The following is a 19,536-nucleotide window of genomic DNA, read 5'->3' on the forward strand; positions in this document are numbered from 1 at the left end:
CGCTGCCATGACGCTCGACGAAACCACCGGAAACGCCTCCGGCGGCACCACCCCACCGAAGGACGACTACCTGGCGCGCCGAGCGCTGCGCCGCGGCAGCGCCGGCTGGCTGCTGCTCACCGGCCTCGGCGTCGCCTACGTCGTCTCCGGGGACTTCTCCGGCTGGAACATCGGCCTGTCGAAGGGCGGCTTCGGCGGACTCGCCGTCGCCACCGTCCTCATGGGCGCGATGTACGCCTGTCTGGTCTTCGCGCTGGCCGAACTCTCCGCCATCCTGCCCACCGCGGGCGGCGGCTACGGCTTCGCCCGCCGGGCGCTCGGCACCTGGGGCGGCTTCCTCACCGGCACCGCGATTCTCATCGAGTACGTCCTCGCGCCCGCCGCGATCTCCATCTTCATCGGCGACTACGTCGAGTCCCTCGGCCTCTTCGGCCTGGAGTCCGGCTGGCCGGTCTACCTCGTCTGCTTCGCGCTCTTCATCGGGATCCACCTGTGGGGCGTCGGCGAGGCGCTGCGGTTCAGCCTCATCGTGACGGCCATCGCGGTCGCGGCGCTCGTCGTCTTCGCGCTCGGCGCGCTCACCGACTTCCACGTCGACGGCCTGAACGACATCCCGGTCGACCACGAGGCCTTCGGGTCGAACTCCTGGCTGCCCTTCGGGCTCCTCGGGATCTGGGCCGCGTTCCCCTTCGGCATGTGGTTCTTCCTCGGGGTGGAGGGCGTGCCGCTCGCCGCCGAGGAGGCGAAGGACCCGGTGCGGTCGATGCCGAGGGCGCTCGCGATCTCGATGGGGATCCTGGTGCTGCTCGCCGTCGTGACCTTCCTCGCCGCCACCGGCGCGCGCGGCTCGGCGGCCGTCCAGGAGGCGGGCAACCCGCTCGTCGTGGCGCTCCAGGGCGACGGGGAGCCGACGGCGCTCAGCCGGTTCGTGAACTACGCGGGCCTCGCGGGCCTCGTCGCCTCCTTCTTCTCCCTCATCTACGCCGGATCGCGCCAGCTGTTCGCCCTCTCCCGGGCCGGCTACCTGCCCCGCTTCCTCTCCCTCACCAGCCGCCGCAAGTCGCCGTACCTGGGGCTGCTCATCCCGGGCGCGATCGGCTTCGCCCTCGCGGCCGGGACCGGGAACGGGGCGCGGATGCTGAACATCGCGGTCTTCGGCGCCACCATCTCGTACGCCCTCATGGCGCTCTCCCACATCGTGCTGCGGCGCCGCGAGCCGGGCCTGCACCGGCCGTACCGGACGCCCGGCGGGATCGTGACCTCGTCCGTCGCCTTCGTCCTCGCCCTCTCGGCGCTGGTCGCGACCTTCCTGGTGGACCGGACGGCGGCGTTCATGGCGCTCGGGGTGTACGTGATCGCTCTCGCCTACTTCGCGTTCTACAGTCGGCACCATCTGGTGGCCGGCGCGCCGGAGGAGGAGTTCGCGGCACTCGCCGCGGCCGAGGCCGAGCTCGCACGCGACTGATCCATCCCACCGAGTCACCGACGCTCCTGGAGGAAGCACGTGTCCAAGCCGCTCATCGGTGTGACCACCTACCTGGACCAGGCCCGTTGGGGGGTGTGGGACATGCAGGCCGCGCTGCTCCCCGCGCCGTACCCGCGGCTCGTCCGGGAGAGCGGGGGGCTCGCCGTGATGCTGCCGCCGGACGAGCCGGCCGCCGCGGCGGCGGTCGTGGCCCGGCTCGACGGTCTGGTCGTCGCGGGCGGGGCGGACGTCGAGCCCGTACGGTACGGGGCCGAGCCCGACCCCCGTACCGGCCCGCCGGCCCGCGCCCGGGACTCCTGGGAACTGGCCCTGATCGACGCGGCACTGGCCTCGGGCACGCCGCTGCTCGGGATCTGCCGGGGCATGCAGCTGCTGAACGTCGCCCTCGGCGGGACGCTGGTCCAGCACCTGGACGGGCACGTGGAGGCGGTCGGGGTGATCGGCCGGCACGCGGTCAAGCCGGTGCCGGGCACGCGGTACGCCTCCCTGGTGCCCGAGCTGACCGAGGTCCCGACCTACCACCACCAGGCCGTGGACCGGCTGGGCGCCGGACTCACGGTCTCGGCCCACGCGGAGGACGGCACGGTCGAGGCGGTGGAACTGCCCGCCCCCACCTGGGCCCTCGGCGTGCAGTGGCACCCGGAGATGGGCGAGGACCTGCGGGTGATGAGGGGACTGGTGGAGGCGGCGGGGGCGGAGGCTCCCCAGGGGTGACGGGGGCTCCCACGGGGATGGCGGGCTCCCACGGGGATGGCGGGGTCCCTCGGGGGGGGTGACGGGGGCTCCCCTGGGGATGGCGGGGCTCCCGCGGGGATGACGGAGGCTCGCCCGGGAGTGGCGGGGCTCCCCCGGGCTTGCCGGGGCTCCCCCAGGGATGACGGGGCCCCCGGGGGGTGACGCGCGGCCCCTCCGTCAGCGCGTCGGGGCCGCCAGAGGGGCCCAGGTCGACGGTTTCGCCGTGCACGGCCCCCCGTCGTGCACCAGGAGGCGCCGCTCCGCCGGGTCGACCGCGACCGTGGCCAGGGTCGCCCACCTGCCGCCGAGGGTCCCTCCGGCGGGGGCGTGGCAGCACACCTCCGCGCCGTCGTCCCGGTGCGCGGCGAGCAGGCCCACGAGCGCGTCGGCGCCGAGCGGGCCGGTGTGTTCGCGGACGCGGGCGGTGAGCAGGCGGTGGCGGTCGTACGTCTCCGGCTCCCGGCGCCCGCGCAGTTCGCCCGCGGCGAGGGCCGGGTCGAGGAAGTGGTTCGTGCGCACCAGCCAGCCCCGGTCGTCCGGAGTGACGACCGCGGACCCGCCGGGGGCGAGTTCGACGGAGGCGGCGCGGTCGGCCGTGACCACGGTGATGACCGTGGAGGCCGAGACCGGCGCGGCTGTGAGCAGGGTGATCGCCTCGGAGAACGACCCGGCCGTGCCCAGCACCTGACGGGCCACGAGGTGGACGGGGACGCCGGTGGCGGCGTCGCCCGAGTGGCCCAGGATGTTGAAGAGGACGCCCACCCCGGCGTCGTTGACGCCGATCTTCGCGAGGATGCCGTTCTCGGTGATCCCCGCGAAGCCCCGGGTGTCGCCGGTGACGGTCTGGAGGTGCCAGGCGTCGGCCAGCTCCTCGTGCCAGTCCCAGCACTGACCTCCGGTGGCCCCGGTGTCGCCGGTCCGGACGAGGGTGGAGCACTCCCCCGCCCGTGAGGCGCCCGCCTCGGCGAGGATCTCCGTGCGCGCGTTGAGCGCGGCGATCGTCCAGAACGGCATCCCGGCACCCTCGGCGACCCCTTCCATCTCCTCCACGAGCTCGGGCGCCCAGGCCCGGGTCGCGTCGGCGGTGCGCAGGGCGAGGGCGGGGACCCCGAGGTCCCGCACGCTGCGCGACTCGCCCGCGGCGACGGTGGCGAAGAGCTCCTCGTAGACCTTCCAGGAGCGGGCGATGCCGTCGCGGGCCTGCCGGCCCCGGTCCTCGCCGCGTCGCTTCGGTGTGTCCCCGCCGATCCGGAGGACCGTACGGGCGTTCATGCGCGCGCCCGGGCGGCGAGCACGGTGAAGTCGTTCCGCATGAGGAGGGCGTAGAGCGCCGCGGCGACGGTCATGCCGACGGGGAGGGAGAGGTCCAGGCCGCCGAGGGCCGCGGCGACGGGGCCGGTGTAGAGGGTGTTGACGCAGAGGGCGGCCGAGGTGACGCCGGCCAGGACGGCGAGGGCGCCCGCGAGGTTGACGCCTCCCGTGTACCAGAAGGGGCCGGCGGGGGTCTCGTCCCCGAGCGCGAGGCCGTCGTAGCGGCACCGGCGCAGCACGATGTCGGTCGCGTAGATGGCCATGAGGGGGCCGATCAGGACCACGACGACCTGGAGGGCGTTGCTGACGGTGTCGAGGAAGTTGGAGACGAGCAGCCCGTAGAGGGTCAGGGCCACGGCGACGGCGCCGTCGAAGAGGACGCTGACGGTACGGCGGATGCGGAGGCCGACGGCCTGGAGGGCGAGGCCGGCGCTGTAGGCGGTGAGGGCGTTGATGGAGATGGTGCCGAGGACCAGCGCGAGCAGGAAGACGGGGGTGAACCAGCCGGGCAGGATCGTCTGGAGCGCGTTCTGCGGGTCGCTCATGTCGACGGCGGTCGCGGCGAACGCGCCGAGCGAGCAGACCACGACGCTGGGCAGGAAGGCACCGAGCGCGGTCCAGGCGACGATCGCCTTCTTCGAGGCCGTGCGGGGCAGGTAGCGGGAGAAGTCGGCGCTCGTGGTGTACGAGAGCGGGCCCGAGGCGATCATCGTGGTGCCCGCGACGAGGAGGGTCCAGAGCGGGGCGCCGCTGAGCGTTTCGGCGGGGGCGTACGAGAAGTCGGCGTGGCGCAGGACGGCGAACGCGACGACGGCGAAGGCCGCGGTCAGGACGAGCGTTATCGGCAGGTACAGCCTGACGATCAGGGCATGGCCGAAGACGCTGATGGCCAGGGTGAGCGCGGCGATGACCACGATCACGGCCACCTTGACGGGGGTGTTCGCCGTGATGCCGGTCTTCTCGACGAGGGCGAAGGCGGCGGTCGCCGCGGCGGCGAGGTTGAGCGCGAAGTAGCAGACGGAGACGAGCCAGCCGCCGACCGCGTTGTTCACGCGGTTGCCCATGACGCCGTAGACGGCCCGGGTGATCACCTCGCTGGGCGCGCCCGCGGCGGGTCCCGAGGTGGCGAGGAGGCCGGTGAGCAGCCAGAAGAGGTTGCCGACGACGATCACGGCGACGGCCTGCCAGAGGGTCAGGCCCATGAGGACGAGGGCGCCGCCGATGACGAGGCTGAGGTAGTTGACGTTGGCCGCGGCCCACACGGAGAAGAGCTCGCGGGGGTGTCCGTGGCGTTCGTCGTCGGGGATGTGGTCGATGCCGTGGGCCTCGATGCGGCCGGGCCTGTCGGCGGGGGCCGACGGGGTGGCCCGACCCCCCTGGGAGCGGGGGATCGGGTCGGGGATCGTGGAAGCCATGCGGCCCTCCGGATGCTGGCGGTGCCCACCAGGCGCTCGTTCGATGCCCGCCTGGTTGCTTATTGGTCGCACACTCAATAGCATCCCGGGTATGTCGTCAAGCGTCCAGCGCAAGCGAGTTCGGAAATCACCGGAAGCCCGTCGGGCGGAGATCGTGGAGACCGCGGCCCGGGTCGCCCTGACCGAGGGGCTCGAGTGCGTCACCCTGCGGCGGATCGCCGATGAGCTCGCTGTCAGGCCCGGTCTGATCAGCCACTACTTCCCCTCGGCGGAGGATCTGGTGGGCGAGGCCTTCAGCGTCGCCTCCACCGGCGAGCTCGACGCCCTGCTGCCCGCGGACCGGCCGCACGGGACCCCCACGCAGTACCTCGCGCGCTACTTCGCCCTCTCGGCCGGCGACGCGTACGACGACATCAGCCGTCTCTGGATCAACGCCCGGCACCTCAGCCGCTACCGGCCCGTCCTGCGCGACCGGGTCGCCGAGCAGGAGCTCGCCTCCGACGACCGCCTTGAGGGGCTCATCCGCGAGGGCGTCGAGCGGGGCGAGTTCCGCACGGACGACCCGCGGACGGCGGCCATCCACATCCTGGTCGTGCTCGACGGCCTGGGCGCCCACGCCAACACCGACCGGAGCAACCGGCCGGAGGCCGTGACCCGGATGGCCGTCACCACGGCGGAACGGGAACTCGGCCTGGCGTACGGCGCCCTGACCGAGGTGACGCCGTTGGTCGAACCGGCGGGGGCGGAGACGGAGGCCGCCGACGCCGACGAACCGGCCGAGGCCGTCCAGCCCGGCGACACGGCCGAAGCGCCGGAGCCGACCTAACCTGCCGAACCGCCCGGGTCCGTCGGACCCGCCCCCACCCCGTACCCATTCCCCACCCCCGTACCTCCCTCCTCCCTGGAGCACCCGTGCGCACCACCCGACTCGTCCTGCTCTCCGCCCGACTGCTCGACCCCGGCACGGGGGCGTTCCTGCCGCAGACCGCGCTCGCCGTCTCCGACGACGGCCGGATCTCCGCCCTCGGCGACGACCGCGAGATCCGCGCCCTCGCCGGTCCCGCCACGACCGTCGTCGACCTCAAGGGCGCGGTCGTCACCCCCGGTCTCGTCGACGGCCACGTCCACCCCGTCACCGGCGCCGAGCTGACCGGCGGCCTCGACCTCTCGGGCTGCGCCGGCCTCGACGACGTACGGGAGGCGCTCGCCGTCGAGGTGCGCCGCCTCGCCCGCGGGGAGTGGCTGTTCGCCTGGGGCCTCGACCCGAACGTCTTCGGCGACCGGCCCGTCGGGATCGCCCCCTTCGACTCCGTACTCGACGGGGTGCCCGCCTTCCTGCTGCTCTTCGACGCCCACTCGGCGCTCGCCAGCCGCCGGGCGCTCGAACTCGCCGGGGTCGACGGGCCGCGTACCTTCGCGCAGGCCTCCGCCGAGGTCGTCTGTGACGCGGACGGCCGCCCGACCGGTCTGCTCCAGGAGGACGCGGCCTGCGAGCTGGTCGAGCGGGTCGCCCCCAAGCCGACGCGCGAGGAGCGCCGGGAGTGGCTCGGGGCCGCCCTGCGGTCGATGGCGGCGGCCGGTCTGACCGGCGGGCACGTCATGGACGCCAACGGCGAGAGCCTCGCGCTGTACGGCGAGCTCGACGCCGCCGGTGAGCTGCCGCTGCGGCTGCGCGTCGCGCCCTGGTGCCAGCCCGGCACCGGTGCGGACGGGGTGCGGACCCTGATCGAGCAGCAGGGCACGGGCGGCGCCCTGTGGCGGGTCGCGGGCGTCAAGCTCTTCATGGACGGGACCATCGACAACGGCACCGCGTGGCTGGAGCGGCCCGATCACCACGGCGAGTCCACGGCCGCGTTCTGGCCGGATCCCGCCGCGTACACCGAGATCATCGGGGAACTGCACCGGGCGGGCGTGGCCACGGCGACGCACGCGATCGGGGACGCGGCCGTACGGCACGTCCTCGACTCCGTCGAGAAGGCCCAGGCCTCCGCGGCGCTCCGGGTACGCCACCGGGTGGAGCACATCGAGACGGTGCCGGACGACACGCTGCGCCGCTTCGCGGAGCTCGGCGTCGTCGCCTCCATGCAGCCCACCCACTGCTGCGACTTCACCCGCGCCGACCACACCGACAACTGGTCGCGCCGCCTCGGCGAGGAGCGCGCGTCCCGTGCGTGGCGCTGCCGCGACCTGGTGGACTCGGGGGCGACCGTCGTCCTCGGCTCCGACTGGCCCATCGCGCCGTTCCCGCCGCTCGGCGTCCTGGCCGGCGCCCGGCACCGCCGCCCCAGCCGCGACCTCGGCCAGGCGCCGCACGGGCCCGAGCAGGCGCTGACGGCGCTGGAGGCGCTGCGGGGCATGACGACGGGACCGGCGTACGCGGCGGGCGAGGAGCACGAGGCGGGCCGGATCGCGCTCGGCCACCGAGCCGACCTCGCGGTCTTCGCGGACAGCCCGGTCACCACGGCGGCGACCGAGCTCCCGGACCTGCCGGTCCTCCTCACGGTCCTGGACGGCCGGATCACCCACCGGGCGGCGGGCGTCTGACTCCCCTGGGGGGTGTTCAGCCCGGGCCGGACACCCCCTGGGGGCTCCTCAGCCCGTCGGGCGGGCGCGGGTCAGGGAGAGGAGATCGCGGGCCGGGCCCGTCGGGCGGTGTCCGGCGGGCCAGACCGCGCGCAGGTCGCGGCGGAGCGTCACGCCCTCGACGGGGATGGCGACCAGGCGGCGGGAGGCCAGCTCCTCGGTGATGGCGAGTTCGCTGAGGACGGCCGGGCCCGCCCCGCTGACGGCGGCGGCCTTCACGGCCGTCGTCGAGGCCAGTTCGAGGAGCGGCTCGGCGAGACCGCCGTGGCCGGCGAGCGCCGCGTCGAGGACCTGCCGGGTGCCCGAGCCGCGCTCCCGCAGGATCAGCGGGGTCGCGGCCAGCTCCGCCGGGTCCAGGGGGCCGCGGCGGCGGGCCCAGGGGTGCGAGGGCGCGGCGACGAGCGCGAGCCGGTCGTGCGCGACGACGACCCCGTCGAGCCCGTCCGGCACGGCGAGCCCCTCCACGAAGCCGACGTCGGCCTCGCCCGTGAAGAGCCGTTGCGCGACCGCCGCGGAGTTCCCGGCCTGGAGCGACACAGCCGTGTCGGGGCGCTCGGCGCGCAGCGCGATCAGCCAGCCCGGCAGCAGGTACTCGGCGATGGTCATGGACGCGGCCACCCGCAGCCGCGAGTCGCGTCGTCCGCGCAGGGCCTGCGCGCCGACGTCGAAGGCCTCCGCGGCCTCGACGATCCGGCGCGCCCAGTCCGTCACGAGCGCGCCGGCGTCGGTGAGCCGCGAGCCGCGGGGCGAGCGGTCGACGAGGGCCACGCCGAGCTGCCGCTCCATCGAGCGGATCCGGCTGCTCGCGGCGGGCTGGGTGATCCCGACCTCGCGGGCGGCCGCGCCGAGGCTGCCGTGCCGGGCGACGGCGATGAGCAGTTCGAGCGCGCCGAGGTCCGGGACCCGGTGGGAGAGGTGCGGCCTCGGCTCTCCGCCCTGTGCTCCGTGCTGACCTGGTATCTCACTGCTCATAAAGGCAGCTTATGACGTCATAGCCACAAGATCCCTGGTGAGCGTGGAGAAAGGGCGCGACGGTGAGATCATGGCAAGCCTCGCAACACCCCGCACGGCCCCCCGTCAGGCCCCCCGCGCCACCACCCCCGGCGCACACCCGGCCGCCCCGGCCTCCTCCGCGGCCGCCCCGGCCGCCCACGCCTCCCCCGCCTCCCCGGCCCGTTCCGTCCGTCACCTCGGACCCAACTGGTACGCCTCCGTCATGGGGACGGCCATCGTCGCCAACGCGGGCGCGGCCCTCCCGGTGGACGTCCCCGGTCTCCGTGCCCTCTGCGCGGCGGTCTGGGCGCTGTCGCTCGCGATGCTGCTCGCCCTCGTCTCCGCCCGCGCGCTGCACTGGATCCACCACCGCGACCAGGCCCGCGCCCATCTCCTGGACCCCGCGATGGCGCCGTTCTACGGCTGCCTCTCGATGGCGCTGCTCGCCGTGGGCGGCGGCGCGATGATCGTGGGCCAGGACTGGATCGGGCTCCCCGCGGCCCTGGCGCTCGACACCGTCCTGTTCACGGCCGGCACGGCGACAGGCCTGGCGGCCGCGGTGGCCGTCCCGTACCTCATGGTGGTGCACCACCGGATCGAGAGCGCGTCCCCGGTGTGGCTGCTGCCGGTCGTCGCCCCCATGGTCTCCGCGGCGCTCGGCCCGCTGCTCGTGCCCCACCTGCCCGCCGGGCAGGCGCAGCAGACGCTGCTGATCGCCTGTTACGCGATGTTCGGGCTCAGCCTGCTCGCGACGCTCGTCATGCTGCCGCTGGTCTTCGGCCGGCTCGTGACCGGCGGACCGCTGCCGCTCGCGCTCACTCCCACGCTCTTCCTGGTCCTCGGCCCCCTGGGCCAGTCGACGACCGCCGCGAACAAGTTCGCCGACGCGGCCCCCGGCGTGCTGCCCGAGCCGTACGCGCACGGCTTCGCCGCCTTCGCCGTCCTCTACGGGGTGCCCGTGATGGGCTTCGCCCTGCTGTGGCTGGCACTCGCCGGGGCGATGGTGCTGCGGGCGCGGCGGCGGGGCATGGGCTTCGCGATGACCTTCTGGGCGTTCACCTTCCCGGTCGGGACCTGCGTGACCGGCGCCGAGGGACTCGCCCAGCACACCGGTCTCGCCGCCTACCGGTGGCTCGCCGTCGGCCTGTACGCGCTCCTCGTGGTGGCCTGGCTGGTGGCCGGATTCCACACGGTACGCGGGCTGCTCAGCGGTGCTCTGCTCGCAGGGCCCGGGACAGCGCCCGGGACAGCGCCCGCGGCGCCTCGGCCAGTGACGGCCCGTACCAGGTGAGCAGACGCCCGTCGACGAGGGCGGCGGCGGTCCCGGGGAAGGCCTCGGGGCCGTCGTTCGGCGTGAAGCGGTAGGGCTCGTCGGGCAGGACGACGAGGTCGGGGGCGGTGGCGCGGAGCTCGTCGAGCGGGATCCGCGGATAGCGCTCGGGGTGCTCCTCGTACGCGTTGCGGACGCCGAGGCGGCCGAGCAGGTCGCCGGCGAAGGTGTCGCTGCCGAGGACCATCCAGGGGCGGCGCCAGATCGGTACGACGGCGGTGAGCGGGCTGCCGTCCGGCGCGGGGTCCAGGGTTGTCACGGACTCCCAGGCGGCCTCGGCCTCGGCCAGCCAGCGGGGCCGCCGCGGCGCGCCGCAGGCGGCGAGGACCCGCTCCAGTTCGCGCAGGCCCTGGTCGAGGGTGCGGATCTCGGTGACGAGGACGTCGAGCCCGGCGGCCCGCAGGGCGGCGAGGTCGGGGGCGCGGTTCTCCTCCTCGTTGGCGAGGACGAGGTCGGGCCGGAGCGCGGTGATCGTGGCGACGTCGGGGTTCTTGGTGCCGCCGACGCGTACGACGTCGAGGCCGGCGGGGTGGCTGCACCACTCCGTCGCGGCGACGAGGACGCCGGGCGCGGAGACGGCGACGGCCTCCGTCAGCGAGGGGACGAGGGAGACGACCCGCGGACCGGTGCCTGCGGTCCTCATTCCTCCTCGACCTCGACGTGGTCGGCGACGGCGACGACGAGGAGGCGGGTGCCGGGCTCGGTGGCGCGCCAGCGGTGGCGTACGCCTCCGGAGAGGTAGAGCGTGTCGCCGCGGCCCAGCCGGTGGGCGCGGCCCTCGGCCTCGACCTCGGCGGCGCCGTCGGCCACGTACAGCAACTCGTCGTTCCGGTGCTGGAATTCGCGGCCCGCGTCCTGCTCGCCGGTGAACTCCAGGGCGTGCAGCTGGTGGCGGCCGCGGACGAGGCTGCGGACTCCTTCGGGGAGCGAGGCGGACCGCTCGTCGGCGCGGACGACGTCGACGGTGCGGGAGGCCTCGGCGACGGCGAGGAGCTCACCCGCGGTGGTCTCCAGGGCCTCGGCGACGAGCTCGAGGGAGCGGCGGCTGGGCCGGGCGCGCTCGTTCTCGACCTGGCTGAGGAAGGGCACGGAGAGACCGCTGCGGGAGGCGACGACGGCCAGGGTGAGCTGGAGCGCTCGCCGGCGTCTCTTGACGGCCGCGCCCACGCGGGGTGCTTCCTTCTCGTCCATGTCGGCTCCCTCCCTCGTGCCTCGTGTGCCTCGTGCGCGTCGCGTTTCCTCGGACCGCGTACCGGTCGGTTACCTGAACCTTACGCAGCTTTGGCTCCGGGTTTCGCGTCGTGACGAAAAGGGGTGGCCGCCGAATACACTCGGCGACCACCCCTTTCCGGACAGGAACGAATCCCGGTCCGCCGGGTGCTACTGCGGGGCGAGCTTCTCCGCGAGGCCGGGGTTGCGGTCCAGCCAGACGCGGACGGCCTGCTGTTCCTTGCCCTTGCCGGTCTCCTGGATGACGGCTTCGAGGTCCGTGAGCTGCTTCTCGGTGAGCTCGAAGTTCTTCAGCCAGGCGCCGACCTCGGGGTTGTCGGCGGCGAAGCCCTTGCGGGCGAGGGTGTGGACGCCGTCGCCCTTGCCCCAGGTGCCCTTGGGGTCGGTGAGCTTCTTCAGGTCGTGGGCGGAGTAGGCCCAGTGCGGGGACCAGAGGGTGACGACGACGGGCTCCTTGCGCTCGTACGCGCGCTTCAGCTCGGCGAGCATGCCGGGCGTGGAACCGTCGACGACCTTGTACTCGCCCTCCAGGCCGTACTCCTTAAGGACCTTGTCCTTGAGGATGCCCATCATTCCGGCGCTGGGCTCGATGCCGACGATCCGGCCCTTGAACTGTCCGGCCTTGCCCTTGAGGTCGTCGAGGGAGTCGACGCCCTTCACGTACGAGGGGACGGCGAGCTCGAGCGAGGTGGGGCCGTACCAGGAGCCGAGGTCCTCCAGCTTGTTCTTGTACTTCTCCCAGTACTGCTCGTGGGTGACGGGCAGCCAGGCGTCGGTCTGGAAGTCGAGCTGCCCGCCGGCCAGGCCGGTGTAGAGCGCGCCGGCCTCCAGCTGCTTGGTGTCGACCTCGTAGCCGCGGCGCTCCAGGAGCTCCTTCCAGAGGTACGTGGAGGCGATGCCCTCGTCCCAGGGGATGTAGCCGATGCTGATCTTCTTGCCGTGGCCGCTGTTCTTGCCGGAGGCGGCGGTCGAGGTCGACCCGCCGGAACCGCCGAGGAAGCCCGTGCCGCCGGCGACGAGCGCGAGCACGACGACGCCGACGAGGGCGGTGACGGGCTGCGGGCGGTGGGCCCAGAGCTTCGCGCCGGGGCGCTTGACGCTCGCGGCGCGGGCCTTGGCGGCGGCGCGGCGGCCCAGCGGGGAGACCTGGCGGCCGAGGGCGCCGGTCATCCGGTCGAGGTACATGGCGAGGACGACGATGGAGACGCCGGCCTCGAAGCCGAGGCCGATGTCGACGTTGCCGATGGCGCGGTAGACCGCGCCGCCGAGGCCGCCGCCGCCGACCATGCCCGCGATGACGACCATGGACAGGCCGAGCATGATGACCTGGTTGACGCCCGCCATGATCGTCGGCAGGGCGAGCGGGAGCTGCACGCGCAGGAGGGTGTCGCGCGGGGTGGTGCCGAAGGCCTCGGCGGCCTCGACGAGTTCGCCGTCGACCTGGCGGATGCCGAGCTCGGTCATCCGGACGCCCGGGGGCAGCGCGAAGACGATGGTGGCGATGATGCCGGGGACGACGCCGACGCCGAAGAAGATGATGCCGGGGATCAGGTAGACCATCGCGGGCATGGTCTGCATGAAGTCGAGGACCGGCCGCAGGACCGCGCTGACGGTCTTCGAGCGGGCCGCCCAGATGCCGAGCGGTACGGCGATGACCAGGGTGACGAGGGTGGCAACGAGGACGAGGGAGAGCGTCGCCATCGCCTCGTCCCACAGCTGCACCGAGTCGACGAGCGCGAAGCCCGCGAAGGCGAGGACGCCGGCGGCGAGGCCGCGCAGCCACCAGGCGACGACGGCGAGGATGCCGGCGAAGAGCAGCGGCTGCGGTGCGGACAGGACGGCGTCGATACCGTCGTAGAGGCCGGTGACGCCGGTGCTGACGGCGTCGAAGAGCCAGGAGAACTGGGCCTGGAGCCAGTCGACGGAGCTGTCGACCCACTCGCCGAGGGGAAGCCTAGGCACGGGCGGTCACCTCCTGCTCCTCGATGTCCTTGGCGGCAAGTCCGCCCATGACGCCGAGGAGGCGTTCGGTCGGTACGACGCCGAGGACGGTGCCTTCGGAGTCCTCGACGGTCACGGGGTGCGGGGCCAGGGCGGCGACGGCGCACAGGTCGGCGACGAGGGTGTCCGGTCCGACGGTCCGGCAGGAGCAGTCGGCGGGGCAGTCGGCCGGGGTGGCTCCCGCCGTCATGACGGCGGAGGCGGTGAGGACCCGCGAGCGGTCGACGTCCTGGATGAAGGAGGCGACGTAGTCGTCGGCGGGGCGGACGAGGATGTCCTCGGCGGTGCCGAGCTGGACGATCCGGCCGTCCCGCATGACGGCGATGCGGTCGCCGATGCGCATGGCCTCGTTGAGGTCGTGGGTGATGAAGACGATGGTCTTGTTCAGCCGCTGCTGGAGCACGAGGAGCTGGTCCTGCATGTCGCGGCGGATCAGCGGGTCGAGCGCGCTGAAGGACTCGTCCATGAGGAGCAGGTCGGCGTCGGTGGCGAGGGCGCGGGCGAGGCCGACGCGCTGCTGCATGCCACCGGAGAGCTCGTCGGGCCAGGACTTCTCCCAGCCGGCGAGGCCGCACAGTTCGAGGGCCTCGGTGGCGCGGGTCTCGCGCTCGGCGCGCGGGACTCCCTGGACCTCCAGGCCGTAGGCGGCGTTCTCCAGGACGTTTCGGTGCGGGAAGAGTGCGAAGTGCTGGAAGACCATGCTGATCTTGGTGGCCCGGACGGCGCGCAGCTCGCGGGGGGAGAGCGCGGTCAGGTCGCGGCCGTCGAAGAGCACCCGTCCGGCGGTGGGTTCGAGCAGGCCGTTGAGCATGCGGAGGAGGGTGGACTTCCCGGAGCCGGACAGGCCCATCACGACGAAGATCTGACCGGGTTCGACGACGAAGCCGGCGTCGACGACGGCGGCCGTCGTCCCTTCGGCGCGCAGTTCGTCGCGGTCGGCGCCGTCGGCGAGGCGCCGCACGGCTTCATCGGTTCGTCTTCCGAACACCTTGTACAGGTGGTCGGCCTGGAGCCTGGACACATAGACCTCACGGGTAGCAATGAGAACGGCCCGCCACCCCCGCGCGGCCGGGCCGTGGAGCGGGCGGGATCGGCCCGCGGCCCGTCGCGTACGGGGATTCCGTTGTTGAATCCCCGTACCGGGTTCCGCTCCGGGCTCGCGCCTGCCCGCCTTCACAGGGTGCAAACGCAAAGGTGACGGGGGTCACGTGTGGGGGGGCGGGACGGCCGGAACACGGGCGAACGGAGGCGACCGCTGTGCGCCCACCCCCGGAACCCGGCGAGTGAGCCGAAGGGGCGCGGCCGGGGGAACACCTCCGAGCGCGCGGAGCCCCCGACGAAGGAGGGGGCGAGCACGGTCGGGGGTGTGAGCCCGGCTGGAGCGCCCCGGAGGCGAACCGAGCCCCAAAAAAGGAGGGGGCGAGCACGGTCGACCCTGTGAGCCCGGCTTGAGCGCCCCGGAGGCGAACCGAGCCCTAAAATAGGAGCGGTGACGCGACGCCTGATGCTCCTCGACACCGCCAGCCTCTACTTCCGCGCCTACTTCGGTGTGCCGGACTCCGTCCGGGCCCCCGACGGCACCCCGGTGAACGCCGTCCGCGGACTGCTCGACTTCATCACCCGGCTCGTCCAGGACCACCGCCCCGACGATCTGGTGGCCTGCTGGGACGAGGACTGGCGGCCGCAGTGGCGGGTGGATCTGATTCCTTCGTACAAGGCGCACCGGGTGGCGGCGGAGACGGAGACGGGCCCGGACGAGGAGGAGATCCCGGACACGCTCTCCCCGCAGGTGCCGGTGATCGAGGACGTGCTGGCGGCGCTCGGCATCGCCCGGGTCGGGTCCGCGGGGTACGAGGCGGATGACGTCATCGGGACGCTGGCGGGGCGCGCCGCGGGGCCGGTGGACATCGTCACGGGTGACCGGGACCTGTTCCAGCTGGTGGACGACGCGTGCGGGGTGCGCGTGCTGTATCCGCGCAAGGGTGTCGGCGACTGTGACCTGGTGGACGACGAGCTGATCCGTACGAAGTACGGCGTGCGCCCCGACCAGTACGCGGACTTCGCGGCGCTGCGCGGGGACGCGAGCGACGGGCTGCCCGGGGTGAAGGGCATCGGCGAGAAGACGGCCGCGCAGCTGATCACGGAGTACGGGGATCTGGCCGGGGTGCGGGCGGCGGCGGAGGACCGGACGTCGAAGCTGACGCCGGCGAAGCGGCGCGGCATCGTGGAGGCGGCCGCGTATCTGGACGTGGCGCCGACGGTGGTGCGGGTGGCGGGCGACGTTCCGCTGCCGGCGTTCGATCCGGCCCTGCCGTCGGAGCCGCGCGATCCGGCGGCGCTGGCGGCGCTGGTGAAGCGGTGGGGTCTCGGCGGGGCGGTGGGGCGCCTGCTTCCGGTACTCGAACGCTGACCGCTCTGGGCCGTCCCCGCTCCAGGGTGTAGCTTAGGCATACCTAAGTTCGTCGAGTCAGGAGAGCCCCTCGTGGCAGAGCAGCCGGCCCGCAAGGCACCGAAGGCCACCGAAGCACGCGTGGTGCGCACCGAGCGGATCACACCGCACATGGTGCGGGTCGTCCTGGGAGGCCCCGGGCTCGACGCCTTCGAGGTCGGCGAGTACACCGACCACTACGTGAAGCTGCTGTTCGCGCCGGAGGGCGTCGCCTACCCGGAGCCGTTCGACATGGACCGGATCCGGGAGGAGTTCCCCCGGGACCAGTGGCCGACGACGCGGACGTACACGGTGCGGGCGTGGGACGCGGTCCACCGCGAGCTGACCGTCGACTTCGTGGTCCACGGCGACGAGGGCCTCGCGGGTCCTTGGGCGGCGCGGGCCCAGGCGGGCGAGACGATCCGCTTCCTCGGCCCGGGCGGCGGCTACGCGCCGGACGCTGCGGCGGACTGGCACCTGCTCGCGGGCGACGAGAGTGCGCTCCCGGCGATCGCGGTGGCCCTTGAGCGACTGCCCGCGGGGGCGCGGGTGCACGCCTTCATCGAGGTCTCGGACGCCGCGGAGGAGCAGAAGTTCGCGACGGCGGACGGTGTGGACGTCACATGGCTGCACCGCGGCGACCGTCCGGCGGGCGAGGCCGTCGTCGAGGCCGTGCGGGCGCTGGACTTCCCGGCGGGCGACGTCCACGCCTTCGTCCACGGCGAGGCGGGCTTCGTGAAGGACCTCCGCCGGCACCTGCGGATGGAGCGCGGGGTGGCGCGCGAGCGGCTGTCGATCTCGGGCTACTGGCGCCTGGGGAAGACGGACGAGGCGTGGCGCGCGATCAAGCGCGAGTGGAACGACCAGGTGGAGCGCGAGCAGGAGAACTGACGCGCAGATCCTGACGAGGGGGGGTGGGGGCCGGAGCCCTCACCCCCCTCGGCGTTACGTCGCGCGGCCGAAGGCGCGGTGCGAGGCGTCCACGTGGGCCAGCCGCCGCATCGCCGCGAAGATCGCGTCGCCGAGGACCGTGCCGACGACGACGCTCTCCACGAGCTCCTCGCGCGCCACATGGTGCGCCACGTACTCCAGGTCCGCCCGCGCCACCCGCTCCGCCGCGTCCGCGTAGGTGTCCAGGACCTCGGCGAAGCCGCCGTGGCCGACGTCTTCGAGGGCCGCGAGGGCCGTCGCCAGCGCCTCCCCCGCCGGGTTGTCCGGATAGGCGGTCCAGCCGCGCGCGGCGATCAGCTCCGCGACGCTCTTGCGCGCCTCCTCGATCCCGGCGTCCTGCTCGCGGTCGTAGCGCGGCACGATCCGGCTCGCCGCGGTGCCCAGCACCTTGTGCACCGGCCGCTCGGGGTCGTCGATCGCCACGATGACGTCGCGGATCCCCGCGACGGACAGTCCGCCCACGTCGAGGAGCGCCCGGATCAGCCGGAGGCGCTGGACGTGCGTCTCCCCGTACGAGGCCTGGTTCGGGCTCGTCAGCTCGCCGGCCGGCAGCAGCCCTTCCCGTACGTAGAACTTGATCGTCGGCACGGACACCCCGGTCCTGCGACTCAACTCTCCGATGCGCACCGCGTATTCACCTTCCCGGTTCTTCGGCGGCCTTGCCGACCGACACCCCCATCATAGATAGTGGCGCTATCAGATAGTGGCGAGTGCCACTATCTATACTTTCCCACGGGGGGATCCGTATGTCCTCACCCAGCACGACCTCGTCCAGCACGACCTCACCCGACCCGACCCCGGTCGGCCCGCTCGGCCCGCTGCGCGCACTGACCCGGCTGCACCGCCCGCTGGTCTGGTTCGCCGGATCGATGGTCGTCCTCGCGCTCGTCTCCGCCGTCGGCCTGCTCGTCGACGACCGGATCCTGGTGGGCGTGCCGATCTGGACCAAGCCGTTCAAGTTCTCGGTCTCGTTGGTCGCCTACACGCTCTCGCTCGCCTGGATGCTCTCCCTGCTCGCCCCGGCCTCCCGCGCCCACCGCGTCGGCTGGTGGGCCGGAACCGTCGTCGCCGGCACTTTGACGGCCGAGATGGTGCTCATCACCCTCCAGGTGGTCCGCGGCACCCAGAGCCACTTCAACCACGCGACGCCCTTCGACAGCGCCGTCTTCTCGGTCATGGGAGCCAGCATCGCCGTCCTGTGGCTGAGCGCCCTGGTCATCGCGGTACTCCTGCTGCGCGCCCGGCTCCTCGACCGCGCCACCGCCTGGGCCGTCCGCCTCTCCTCGCTCATCGCCCTCGCGGGCGCCGCCGTGGGCTTCCTGATGACGTCTCCGACCCCGGAACAGCTGGCGGTCGACGACTCCCCGATCAGTGGCGCCCACAGCGTCGGCGTCCCGGACGGCGGCCCCTCGATGCCGCTGACCGGCTGGTCGACCACCGGCGGCGACCTGCGCATCCCTCACTTCTTCGGCATGCACGCACTCCAGCTGCTCCCGCTGCTCCTGATCGTCCTGACCGCTCTCGCACCGCGCTTCGCCCGGCTCGCCGACGAGCGGGTCCGCCTCCGGCTCACGCTGACCGCCGCGGGGGTGTACGCGGCGACCTTCGTCCTCCTCACCTGGCAGGCGCTGCGCGGCCAGGCCCTGTTCTCACCGGACGGCGTGACACTCGCCGCGTCGGGAGCGATCGCGCTGCTCGGCGCCGCCGCCACGGCACTCTCCCTCCGCACCCCCGCCCCGTCCCCTACCGAGGAGGTCCTGGCGTGACCGGCTTCCTCTTCGAGCTGACGTTCTTCCTCGCGGCGCCGGTCTGGCTCCTGCTGATCGTCGCGCCGGCCTGGCGGATCACCGAACGCGTCGCCGCGTCGCCGCTGACCGTCCTCCCGCTCCTCGCGGTCTGGGCCGTCCTGGCCGCCCCGGTCCTGCCGGAGCTGTGGACGGCGGTCAGCAGCCCCGACATCGACACCTTCCGCGAACTGACGGCGCTCGCGAACGGCGCCGCCGCGGTCTGGGCCCAGATCCTCGCCTGGGACCTGCTCCTCGGCCAGTGGATGTACCGCGAGGCCCGCCGCCTCGCTCTCTCCCCCTTCCTGATGGCCCCCTTGCTCCTCCTGACGATCCTCCTCTCCCCCATCGCCCTGCCCCTCTTCCTGGCCATACGGGCCTGGAAGACCCGGCGCACGGCCAGGACCTAGGGCCCCGGCCTCTCCGGGCCTCATCCGCCGGACGGGCCCAGGGTCAGGCGGTCCCCTTCCGGGCCGTCAGCTGGAAGAGCCGGGCCGTGTGCGGGAACGGGGGTCGCGCGGTGGTGGCGAGCTCCAGGCGCTCCAGTTCGTCGTAGTACTCCTTGTCGTACTTGCGGGCGTCGTCGGTGATGTAGTCGCAGAAGGTGCGGATGCCGTAGTGCCGTACGTCCCTGCACCCGAGGCCCTGGAGGACCGGGATGACCTCCTCCGCCGTGTGGAGCGTCAGCTCCGCGTCGAACATCGAGGTCCGGAGCCGGTCGTCGTCGAGTGCGGCCAGCGCCGCCGCCGGATCCATCTGCCGGACGGCGATGTTCAGAGGCGCCGAGTGCCGGTTGATCGCCATCAGGGAGAACAGTCCTCCGTCCTTCAGTGGCGCGAGCGCCACGGCCAGGGTGCTCGGCACGTCGTCCACGTACTGCAGGAGGTTGTGGCACAGCACCACGTCGAACTCGCCGGCCGCGAGGTCGGCCGGCAGGGCGGTCACGTCGGCGCGGACGCGCGTCACCCGTTCCGACAGGCCTGCCGCCACCGCCCGTTCGGCCGCGGCGGCCAGCATGGCCGGTGCGTAGTCGACGAGCGTGACGTGGTGCCCCCGGGCGGCGAGGCGCAGCGCGTCGCCGCCGTCGCCGCCCGCCAGGTCGAGGATCCGCAGGGGCCGACCGCCGTCCTGGTCGTCGAGGTGGCGGGCAAGGTTCGCCTCGGCGACCGTGTAGCGGAGACGGCCCCAGGGGGCTTCCTGCCACTCCTGCCAGGCGGCCATCGCGGTGTCGAACTTCTCGGGATCTTCAGACATCCGGCGACGATATCGGACCCCGACACTCCCACCCC

General features: G+C 73.4%; 18 protein-coding genes. 9 read left to right on the top strand and 9 right to left on the bottom strand.

What is annotated here, in order from left to right; translation table 11 throughout:
- The first annotated feature begins 7 nt into the window (after nt 1–7).
- Together eat and ASC82_RS20920 are read left to right on the top strand one after the other, a co-directional pair.
- On the top strand, nt 8–1,465 hold the full coding sequence (gene eat / locus ASC82_RS20915; RefSeq protein ID WP_056650171.1) for an ethanolamine permease: 1,458 nt from the start codon (nt 8–10) through the stop codon (nt 1,463–1,465).
- A 39-nt stretch (nt 1,466–1,504) separates the two neighbouring features.
- Nucleotides 1,505–2,200, top strand: coding sequence for a gamma-glutamyl-gamma-aminobutyrate hydrolase family protein (locus ASC82_RS20920; RefSeq protein ID WP_056650174.1), 696 nt, complete (start codon nt 1,505–1,507; stop codon nt 2,198–2,200).
- A 198-nt stretch (nt 2,201–2,398) separates the two neighbouring features.
- Here ASC82_RS20920 and ASC82_RS20925 read toward each other — a convergent pair whose 3' ends face one another.
- Together ASC82_RS20925 and ASC82_RS20930 are read right to left on the bottom strand one after the other, a co-directional pair.
- A complete protein-coding gene (locus ASC82_RS20925; protein WP_056650178.1) occupies nt 2,399–3,493 on the bottom strand; it encodes a C45 family peptidase in 1,095 nt (364 codons plus the stop codon).
- Nucleotides 3,490–4,947, bottom strand: a complete 1,458-nt coding sequence (locus ASC82_RS20930; RefSeq protein ID WP_056650181.1) for a cytosine permease — start codon at nt 4,945–4,947, stop codon at nt 3,490–3,492. Before ASC82_RS20930 ends, ASC82_RS20925 begins: the two co-directional genes overlap by 4 nt.
- 91 nt (nt 4,948–5,038) lie before the next feature.
- Between ASC82_RS20930 and ASC82_RS20935 the strand changes: the two genes are divergently transcribed.
- Nucleotides 5,039–5,773 carry a TetR family transcriptional regulator gene (locus tag ASC82_RS20935; protein WP_242427720.1) on the top strand — a complete coding sequence of 245 codons (735 nt, stop codon included), beginning with the start codon at nt 5,039–5,041 and terminating at the stop codon, nt 5,771–5,773.
- Between the two features lie 86 nt (nt 5,774–5,859).
- Nucleotides 5,860–7,491, top strand: coding sequence for an amidohydrolase (locus tag ASC82_RS20940; RefSeq protein WP_056650183.1), 1,632 nt, complete (start codon nt 5,860–5,862; stop codon nt 7,489–7,491).
- Nucleotides 7,492–7,539: 48 nt separating this feature from the next.
- Here the strand turns inward: ASC82_RS20940 and ASC82_RS20945 are convergent, their stop codons facing one another.
- On the bottom strand, nt 7,540–8,502 hold the full coding sequence (locus ASC82_RS20945; protein WP_024755449.1) for a LysR family transcriptional regulator: 963 nt from the start codon (nt 8,500–8,502) through the stop codon (nt 7,540–7,542).
- Nucleotides 8,503–8,572: 70 nt separating this feature from the next.
- Here ASC82_RS20945 and ASC82_RS20950 point away from each other — a divergent pair, with 70 nt between their 5' ends.
- On the top strand, nt 8,573–9,814 hold the full coding sequence (locus ASC82_RS20950) for a TDT family transporter (RefSeq protein ID WP_079039412.1): 1,242 nt from the start codon (nt 8,573–8,575) through the stop codon (nt 9,812–9,814).
- Here ASC82_RS20950 and ASC82_RS20955 read toward each other — a convergent pair.
- From ASC82_RS20955 to ASC82_RS20970, 4 genes are all read right to left on the bottom strand, one after another.
- Nucleotides 9,729–10,496 (bottom strand): helical backbone metal receptor, encoded by a 768-nt coding sequence (locus tag ASC82_RS20955; protein WP_056650187.1) that lies wholly within the window; start codon nt 10,494–10,496, stop codon nt 9,729–9,731. The two genes, ASC82_RS20950 and ASC82_RS20955, sit on opposite strands and share 86 nt — an antisense overlap.
- Nucleotides 10,493–11,044, bottom strand: coding sequence for an XRE family transcriptional regulator (locus tag ASC82_RS20960; RefSeq protein WP_056650190.1), 552 nt, complete (start codon nt 11,042–11,044; stop codon nt 10,493–10,495). Before ASC82_RS20960 ends, ASC82_RS20955 begins: the two co-directional genes overlap by 4 nt.
- A gap of 189 nt (nt 11,045–11,233) precedes the next feature.
- On the bottom strand, nt 11,234–13,045 hold the full coding sequence (locus ASC82_RS20965; protein ID WP_056650193.1) for an ABC transporter permease/substrate binding protein: 1,812 nt from the start codon (nt 13,043–13,045) through the stop codon (nt 11,234–11,236).
- Entirely contained in the window at nt 13,038–14,105 is a 1,068-nt protein-coding gene (locus ASC82_RS20970; RefSeq protein WP_056650197.1) for a glycine betaine/L-proline ABC transporter ATP-binding protein, read from the bottom strand. Before ASC82_RS20970 ends, ASC82_RS20965 begins: the two co-directional genes overlap by 8 nt.
- Before the next feature lie 483 nt (nt 14,106–14,588).
- Here ASC82_RS20970 and ASC82_RS20975 point away from each other — a divergent pair, with 483 nt between their 5' ends.
- Nucleotides 14,589–15,494: a 5'-3' exonuclease gene (locus ASC82_RS20975; protein WP_056650200.1), complete on the top strand. Its 906-nt coding sequence runs from the start codon at nt 14,589–14,591 to the stop codon at nt 15,492–15,494.
- A 72-nt stretch (nt 15,495–15,566) separates the two neighbouring features.
- Entirely contained in the window at nt 15,567–16,403 is an 837-nt protein-coding gene (locus ASC82_RS20980; protein ID WP_199862581.1) for a siderophore-interacting protein, read from the top strand.
- Between the two features lie 54 nt (nt 16,404–16,457).
- Here the strand turns inward: ASC82_RS20980 and ASC82_RS20985 are convergent, their stop codons facing one another.
- A complete protein-coding gene (locus ASC82_RS20985) occupies nt 16,458–17,090 on the bottom strand; it encodes a MerR family transcriptional regulator (RefSeq protein WP_056650203.1) in 633 nt (210 codons plus the stop codon).
- A 242-nt stretch (nt 17,091–17,332) separates the two neighbouring features.
- On the opposite strand from ASC82_RS20985, the gene ASC82_RS20990 reads away from it, so the two are divergent.
- The gene (locus ASC82_RS20990; protein ID WP_056650842.1) at nt 17,333–18,229 is read left to right on the top strand and encodes a hypothetical protein; all 897 of its coding nucleotides are present in this window, start codon (nt 17,333–17,335) and stop codon (nt 18,227–18,229) included.
- Nucleotides 18,226–18,657: an ABA4-like family protein gene (locus tag ASC82_RS20995; protein ID WP_056650206.1), complete on the top strand. Its 432-nt coding sequence runs from the start codon at nt 18,226–18,228 to the stop codon at nt 18,655–18,657. The genes ASC82_RS20990 and ASC82_RS20995 overlap by 4 nt, the downstream gene beginning before the upstream one ends.
- Nucleotides 18,658–18,700: 43 nt before the next feature.
- Here the strand turns inward: ASC82_RS20995 and ASC82_RS21000 are convergent, their stop codons facing one another.
- Nucleotides 18,701–19,501, bottom strand: a complete 801-nt coding sequence (locus tag ASC82_RS21000; protein ID WP_056650209.1) for a methyltransferase domain-containing protein — start codon at nt 19,499–19,501, stop codon at nt 18,701–18,703.
- Between the last annotated feature and the right edge of the window lie 35 nt (nt 19,502–19,536).

Origin of the sequence: Streptomyces sp. Root431, assembly GCF_001426585.1 — a bacterium.
Classification (GTDB): Bacteria; Actinomycetota; Actinomycetes; order Streptomycetales; family Streptomycetaceae; genus Streptomyces; species Streptomyces stackebrandtii.

Coding starts and splice junctions, on each gene's coding strand:
- ASC82_RS20960 (WP_056650190.1), bottom strand. CDS start 11,044: ATGGACGAGAAGGAAGCACCCCGCGTGGGCGCGGCCGTCAAGAGACGC.
- ASC82_RS20950 (WP_079039412.1), top strand. CDS start 8,573: ATGGCAAGCCTCGCAACACCCCGCACGGCCCCCCGTCAGGCCCCCCGC.
- ASC82_RS20945 (WP_024755449.1), bottom strand. CDS start 8,502: ATGAGCAGTGAGATACCAGGTCAGCACGGAGCACAGGGCGGAGAGCCG.
- ASC82_RS20990 (WP_056650842.1), top strand. CDS start 17,333: ATGGTCGTCCTCGCGCTCGTCTCCGCCGTCGGCCTGCTCGTCGACGAC.
- ASC82_RS20935 (WP_242427720.1), top strand. CDS start 5,039: ATGTCGTCAAGCGTCCAGCGCAAGCGAGTTCGGAAATCACCGGAAGCC.
- ASC82_RS20955 (WP_056650187.1), bottom strand. CDS start 10,496: ATGAGGACCGCAGGCACCGGTCCGCGGGTCGTCTCCCTCGTCCCCTCG.
- ASC82_RS21000 (WP_056650209.1), bottom strand. CDS start 19,501: ATGTCTGAAGATCCCGAGAAGTTCGACACCGCGATGGCCGCCTGGCAG.
- ASC82_RS20925 (WP_056650178.1), bottom strand. CDS start 3,493: ATGAACGCCCGTACGGTCCTCCGGATCGGCGGGGACACACCGAAGCGA.
- eat (WP_056650171.1), top strand. CDS start 8: ATGACGCTCGACGAAACCACCGGAAACGCCTCCGGCGGCACCACCCCA.
- ASC82_RS20930 (WP_056650181.1), bottom strand. CDS start 4,947: ATGGCTTCCACGATCCCCGACCCGATCCCCCGCTCCCAGGGGGGTCGG.
- ASC82_RS20975 (WP_056650200.1), top strand. CDS start 14,589: ATGCTCCTCGACACCGCCAGCCTCTACTTCCGCGCCTACTTCGGTGTG.